Genomic DNA, 6,064 nt, shown 5'->3' with positions numbered 1-6,064 from the left:
GCTGACGCTGCCGTCCGCATGCAGCGTCGCGTCGACCGGTCCGACGGGCGTATCGATCCGATGCCGCCCCGGCGCGATCCGGCCCGCGTGCGCGAGCGACGCGACGAGCCCGATCGTGCCGTGTCCGCACATACCGAGATAGCCGACGTTGTTGAAGAAGATGACGCCCGCCGCGGCTTCGGGAACGTCGGGCTCGCACAGCAGCGCGCCGACCATCACGTCGGAACCGCGCGGCTCGGTGACGATGGCGCGTCGCCAGTCATCGAAGCGCGCACGGAACGTGTCGAGCCGTTGCGCGAGTGTGCCTGTGCCCAGATCCGGGCCGCCCGCGATCACGAGGCGCGTCGGTTCGCCGCCCGTATGCGAGTCGATGATGTCGATGGTTTTCATGCCGCCTATCGTAGAAACGCGCGATATCGGCGTCTTGAGTCGGCGGGATCGTTTTGATGACGATATCGGCACAGGCTAAACGCGTCCGGAGACGCTCGTCGCGCGGCGTTTTCGCGACGAAACGGCTATGCCGAAATCGGCACGCGGCGCGCGCGAAACGCGCAAGACGCCCGATTTTTCGGTGCTTACACTGCGTACCGTCAAATCACTTTCGGAGAGTCGTCGTGACGCATATCTGGGAAGGCGTGATGCCCGCCGTGACCACCAAGTTCAACGCCGATTTCAGCATAGACCGCGCGTGGACCGCGAAGAACATCGACGCGCAGATCGAAGCCGGCGTGGATGGCGTCATCGTGTGCGGCTCGCTCGGCGAAGCATCGACGTTATCGCTCGACGAAAAGCTCGACGTACTCGACATCGCCGTGGACGCCGCGCGCGGCCGCGTGCCGGTGTTGCTGACGATTGCCGAGAACAGCACGCTCGACGGCTGCCGCCAGGCCGAGCGCGCCGCGCGTCACGGCGCGGCGGGCTATATGGTGCTGCCGGGGCTGCGTTATCAGTCGGACCGGCGCGAGACGCTCAACCATTTCCGCATGGTCGCCGACGCGAGCCCGCTGCCGCTGATGGTCTACAACAACCCGCTCGCTTATGGCGTCGATGTCACGCCGAAGATGTTCGCCGAACTCGCCGAAGAGAAAAAATTCGCGGCGATCAAGGAATCGAGCGGCGACGTGCGCCGCATCACCGATCTCATCAACGAAACGGGCGAGCGCTATGCGCTTTTCTGCGGCGTCGACAATCTCGCGATGGAAGCGATGCTGATGGGCGCGCACGGCTGGGTCGCGGGCCTCGTGTGCGCGTTCCCGCGCGAGACCGTGGCGATCAGCAAGCTGATTCGCGCGGGGCGTGTCGAGGAAGCGCGCGCGATTTATCGCTGGTTCGCGCCGCTGCTCGCGCTCGACGTTTCGCACAAGCTCGTGCAGAACATCAAGCTCGCCGAGGCGATCGTCGGCCTGGGCACCGAGTCGGTGCGTCCGCCGCGCCTGCCACTCGCGGACGACGAGCGCCGCGAGGTCGAAGCGCTGATTCGACGCAGCATCGAGACGCGCCCGGCATTGCCCACGCTCTGATCGCGGGCGGAAATGAAAAATGCCGTCGGTAAAGTACCGACGGCATTTTTCGTTGACTCGTTGAAAGTGGCTTCAGGCCGCGATCTGCGCAGGCGCGGGATCGGCGAGGCCGCCCCCCGAGTCTTCGCCTTCATCGTAGAGATGCAGCAGGCGATAACCGCTCTTGTAAACCGGTTGCAGGCGGAAGTTGTTGATCGGCTCGATTTCGAGCGCGAGACGCAGGCGCGAAACGTGGCTGTCGATCGTGCGGGTGGTTTCGCGGAACTCGCGGCCCCAGACCATCGCGAAAATATGATCGCGCGACAGCACGCGGCCGATGTTCGAGAAGAAAAGCTGCGCGAGACGGAATTGCGTGCCGCTCAACTGCACCGGCTTGCCCCGCACGGTGACGGTTTGCTGACGCGCATCGAAGCGATACGGCCCGACTTCGAGGCACGCGCTGGACGTCGCGGGATACGCACGGCGCATCAGCGCTTCGACGCGCGCGCCGAATTCGCCCGGGCGAATCGGATAAACGACGAAATCGTCGGCGCCCGCGGTGAGTGCGCAAACCACGTTGTGCTCCGCGCCGTCCGGCGTCGCGAACATGACGGGCACGCGTTCGCCGAAGCTCGACCGGACGGATTTCAGCAGATCGAGGCCACAGAGGCCAGTGGAATTCCAGTCGAGAATGAGCAGATCGACCGTCGAGCGGGACAGCGCCTTCGACAGCACGAGGCCGTCGCCGAAGGTCACGCAAGTGTGGCCAAGTCGATTGACGACGTCGGCGATGAGATTTCGATGACTGGGGTCGGTTTGTAAAACGGCGACGCGCATGGTGTCTAACCTGATGAGTCCAAGGGACATGGGGCGGAGGCCGTACTGCCGGGCCCGCCGGGCGTCTCCTCGCGGGATGAGACGGGAATATTCAAGCTGCGAATTCTGGGCAGCCATGCGACCCTTTCCCATCGGACTCATCCGAATTGTCAACGCATGTGACTGCGCGGCGCACGAAGTCGGCGGCGTCTGATACGCGCAACCATCTCGAAAATAGAACGGCTTTTCGCTTTTGCGCTCGCTTTCATCCTGTAACATGCCGCCTTTGGCTCAAAAGTTCCCGCTTCCGCCGTTTTATCGAGACGTCGCGTGGCAAGCTGCGCCGCGACTGTCCGTCGCATCGCGCAGCGCGGATGACGGGCGGCGGCTTCGAATCCGCGCCCGCTGGTTTCTGGCCGTTTCGTTCCCGTTTCGCGCCCGGACTTTCGCTTCGCGTCCACCCGGCGCGTTTAGTCACTCCCGCAGGGCAAAGCCTCGTCCTACCGCGCGTCACGCGTGGCTTTTCCACTCACGGGTTCTTTTTTCGATGCAGGCAACACCTCTGTCCGACGCCCCGCGCGCGGCCGGCCGTGCGCTCACGCGCGGCGATTACAAGACGCTCACGCTCGCCGCGCTCGGCGGCGCGCTCGAGTTCTACGACTTCATCATCTTCGTGTTTTTCGCGCCGGTCATCGGCCAGTTGTTCTTTCCGCCGTCGATTCCTGACTGGCTGCGCCAATTGCAGACTTTCGGCATCTTCGCGGCGGGTTATCTCGCGCGCCCGCTCGGTGGAATCGTCATGGCGCACTTCGGCGATCTGCTCGGACGCAAGCGCATGTTCACGCTTTCCGTGCTGCTGATGTCCGTGCCGACGCTCCTGATGGGTCTCTTGCCCACGTATGCGTCGATCGGCCTGATGGCGCCCGTGCTGCTGCTTGCGTTTCGCGTGATGCAGGGCGCGGCGGTCGGCGGAGAAGTGCCGGGCGCGTGGGTGTTCGTGTCGGAGCACGTGCCGGGCCGTCATATCGGCTACGCGTGCGGCACGCTCACGGCCGGCCTGACGGCGGGCATTCTGCTCGGCTCGCTGATCGCCACGGGCATCAACAAGACGTTCGCGCCGGCCGAAGTCGCCGATTTCGCGTGGCGTCTGCCCTTTCTGCTCGGCGGCATCTTCGGTCTGTGCTCGGTCTATCTGCGCCGCTGGCTGCATGAAACGCCGGTCTTCGCCGAGTTGCAGAAGCGCAAGTCGCTCGCCGCGGAAATCCCGCTCAAGGCCGTGCTGCGCGATCACGGCCGCGCCGTCATCATTTCGATGCTGCTCACGTGGATGCTCTCGGCTGCGATCGTCGTCGTGATCCTGATGACGCCGACGCTCCTGCAAAAGCAATTCCACATCGCGCCGGCGACAGTGCTCGTCGCGAACTGCGCGGCGACGCTGTGTCTCACAATCGGCTGCGTGCTGGCGGGTGCGCTCGCGGGCCGCATCGGCGCGGGCAAGACGATCTTCGTCGGCGGCGTAGCGCTCGCCGTGTCGTACTGGCTGATGTTCCAGCAGATTGCGCTCGACGCCTCCGCGCTGCTGCCGTGGTACGCGCTCACGGGCTTTTTCGTCGGCGTGATCGGCGCGATTCCGTTCGTGATGGTCAAGTCGTTCCCGCCCGCCGTGCGCTTTTCCGGGATCTCGTTTTCGTACAACGTCGCGTATGCGGTGTTCGGCGGACTCACGCCGATCGTCGTCTCGCTGATGATGAAATCGAGCCCGATGGCGCCCGCGATCTACGTCGGCGCGCTGTGCGCGGTCGGTGCGCTGACAACGCTTTTCATCAAGAAAACGCCCTGATTCGGCGCGAGCGTTTTCGCGCAAATGGCGCACCGTTCACACGCGGTGCGCCATTTTTCATTGCGCTTTCACGTTTCACCCCACGCCGAAACATCGATCGCGCGGCGCGCCTACGATGGACGGCATGAACTCGAACCTTTCCTCATCCGAAACGCGTCTGTCCGCCCGGCAGATGCTCGTCGTGACGGCGACCAGCGTCGGCTTCGTCGTTTCCCAACTCGACGTCTCGATCGTGAATGTCGCGCTTGCGAGCATCGGCCACGATCTGCGCGCGAGCGTCGCGAGCCTGCAATGGACCGTCGACAGTTACGCGCTCGCCTTCGCCGCGCTCATGCTCTCCGCCGGCTCGCTCGGCGATCGCTTCGGGGCGCGGCGCATGTTCCTCGGCGGACTTGCGCTCTTCGCGCTGGCATCGCTCGCGTGCGCCTTTTCGCGCGACGCGGCGCAACTGATCGCGGCGCGCGCGCTGCAAGGCGTCGGCGCGGCGGCGATGCTGCCGAACTCGCTCGCGCTCCTGAACGCCACATGCGGCCATGACCGGCGACTGCGCGCGCGTGCGGTCGGCTTGTGGACGGCGGCGGGCGCGGTGTCGATCGCGGCGGGGCCGATCGTGGGCGGCGTGCTGATCGCGGCGTTCGGCTGGCGCAGCATCTTCTGGGTCAATCTGCCGATCTGCGCGGCCGGCATCGTCGCGACGCTCGCGTGGATAAAAACCGCGCGCACCGAAGATGTCGCGCAGGCACGCGGCATCGACTTGCCGGGCCAGGCGCTGGCGATCGTCGCGCTGGCGTCGCTCGTCGGCGCGGTGATCGAGTTGCGCCCGCTCGGGCCAGCGCATCCGCTCGTGATCGGCGCTTTCGTGCTGGCGCTGGCGGCGGGCGGCGCGTTCGTCGCAATCGAGCGCGGGAGCCGCGCGCCGATGCTGCCGCTCTCGCTCTTCGCCGAGCGAACTTTCAGCGCGGCCGTGGCCTTCGGCATCGGCGTGAATCTCACCTATTATGGAATCGTCTTTCTTTTGAGCCTGTATTTGCAGCGTGTGCTCGGCCATACGCCGCTACAAACCGGCCTCGCGTTCCTGCCGCTGACGGGCGGCTTTCTGATCTCGAATCTGGCGAGCGGTCCGGTCGTCGCGCGCTTCGGCTCGCGCGGCCCGATGATCTTCGGCGCGCTGCTCGACGCCGCCGGTTTCGCCGCGCTCGCCTTCGTCGATACGACGACGCCCACAGCCGCGCTCCTCGTGCCCTTCCTGCTGATTCCATCGGGTATGGGACTCGCGGTTCCGGCCATGACGACCGCGTTGCTCGGCACGGTCGGCCAGGCGCGCGCGGGCACGGCTTCGGCGGTGCTCAACACGGCGCGGCAGGCGTCGGGCGCGATCGGCGTCGCGGCGTTCGGCGCGCTCGCGGCCCACGGCGATGGCGCGGCGAGCGCGGAACACATCGTCGCTGCGGTGCGCTGGTCGGCGGGGATTTCGGTCGCGCTGCTGTTGTGCGCCGCGCTGATCGCGCGTCACGTGAACAACCCGCCGAACCGGAGAACGGAAGAGCCGAAACGCGCGTGTGGCTCGCTGCCGGAAAACGCCGAATGACCGATGAACGGCAGCGGGAACGACCGTTGCAACGCTCGGGCGAAGCGCTGGAAAACGCGTCAGCGCGCGCCACGAATTGCCTGAGGAGAACACCATGTCGACGATGCCCCGCTCCCCCGACGAGCCGCTCGAACCTGATCCGGACAAGCTGCTCGACCCCGACGCCCCGGCGAATCCCGAAGATCCGGACATGCCCGACGGCCCCGACTCCGCCACGCCGATGGTGCCCGCCGATCCGAAGAACGGCGAGCCGCGCATGTGAGCCGTTGACGGATCGTCGCGCGCACAAAACGATGCCCGCGCGGCCGAGAAAGCCGCGCG

Annotated in this window: 6 protein-coding genes; 4 read left to right on the top strand and 2 right to left on the bottom strand. The window is 66.0% G+C overall.

Annotation, left to right across the window (positions count from 1 at the left end; genetic code table 11):
* A partial coding sequence (locus tag AWB82_RS01630; RefSeq protein ID WP_200818019.1) for a proline racemase family protein occupies positions 1-399 on the bottom strand: 399 nt, incomplete at its 3' end.
* A gap of 215 nt (positions 400-614) precedes the next feature.
* Between AWB82_RS01630 and AWB82_RS01625 the strand changes: the two genes are divergently transcribed.
* On the top strand, positions 615-1,520 hold the full coding sequence (locus AWB82_RS01625; protein ID WP_086965121.1) for a dihydrodipicolinate synthase family protein: 906 nt from the start codon (positions 615-617) through the stop codon (positions 1,518-1,520).
* 72 nt (positions 1,521-1,592) lie between these two features.
* On the opposite strand, the gene AWB82_RS01620 is transcribed toward AWB82_RS01625, so the two are convergent.
* Complete coding sequence (locus AWB82_RS01620; protein WP_086965119.1) at positions 1,593-2,336, bottom strand: response regulator transcription factor; 744 nt, start codon at positions 2,334-2,336, stop codon at positions 1,593-1,595.
* Positions 2,337-2,862: 526 nt separating this feature from the next.
* On the opposite strand from AWB82_RS01620, the gene AWB82_RS01615 reads away from it, so the two are divergent.
* From AWB82_RS01615 to AWB82_RS37550, 3 genes are all read left to right on the top strand, one after another.
* A complete protein-coding gene (locus tag AWB82_RS01615) occupies positions 2,863-4,155 on the top strand; it encodes an MFS transporter (RefSeq protein WP_086965117.1) in 1,293 nt (430 codons plus the stop codon).
* Positions 4,156-4,270: 115 nt separating this feature from the next.
* Entirely contained in the window at positions 4,271-5,743 is a 1,473-nt protein-coding gene (locus tag AWB82_RS01610) for an MFS transporter (protein WP_086965115.1), read from the top strand.
* 94 nt (positions 5,744-5,837) lie between these two features.
* Positions 5,838-6,005, top strand: coding sequence for a hypothetical protein (locus tag AWB82_RS37550; RefSeq protein ID WP_159462549.1), 168 nt, complete (start codon positions 5,838-5,840; stop codon positions 6,003-6,005).
* The last annotated feature ends 59 nt before the right edge of the window (positions 6,006-6,064 follow it).

It is taken from the genome of Caballeronia glebae, assembly GCF_001545035.1.
Lineage (GTDB): Bacteria > Pseudomonadota > Gammaproteobacteria > Burkholderiales > Burkholderiaceae > Caballeronia > Caballeronia glebae.
Note: the sequence above shows the minus strand (reverse complement) of the source record. Positions and strands in the feature narration are given on the sequence as shown.

Excerpts from the sequence above, each read along its gene's own strand:
- AWB82_RS01615 (WP_086965117.1), top strand. The coding sequence starts at position 2,863 with ATGCAGGCAACACCTCTGTCCGACGCCCCGCGCGCGGCCGGCCGTGCG.
- AWB82_RS37550 (WP_159462549.1), top strand. The coding sequence starts at position 5,838 with ATGTCGACGATGCCCCGCTCCCCCGACGAGCCGCTCGAACCTGATCCG.
- AWB82_RS01610 (WP_086965115.1), top strand. The coding sequence starts at position 4,271 with ATGGACGGCATGAACTCGAACCTTTCCTCATCCGAAACGCGTCTGTCC.
- AWB82_RS01620 (WP_086965119.1), bottom strand. The coding sequence starts at position 2,336 with ATGCGCGTCGCCGTTTTACAAACCGACCCCAGTCATCGAAATCTCATC.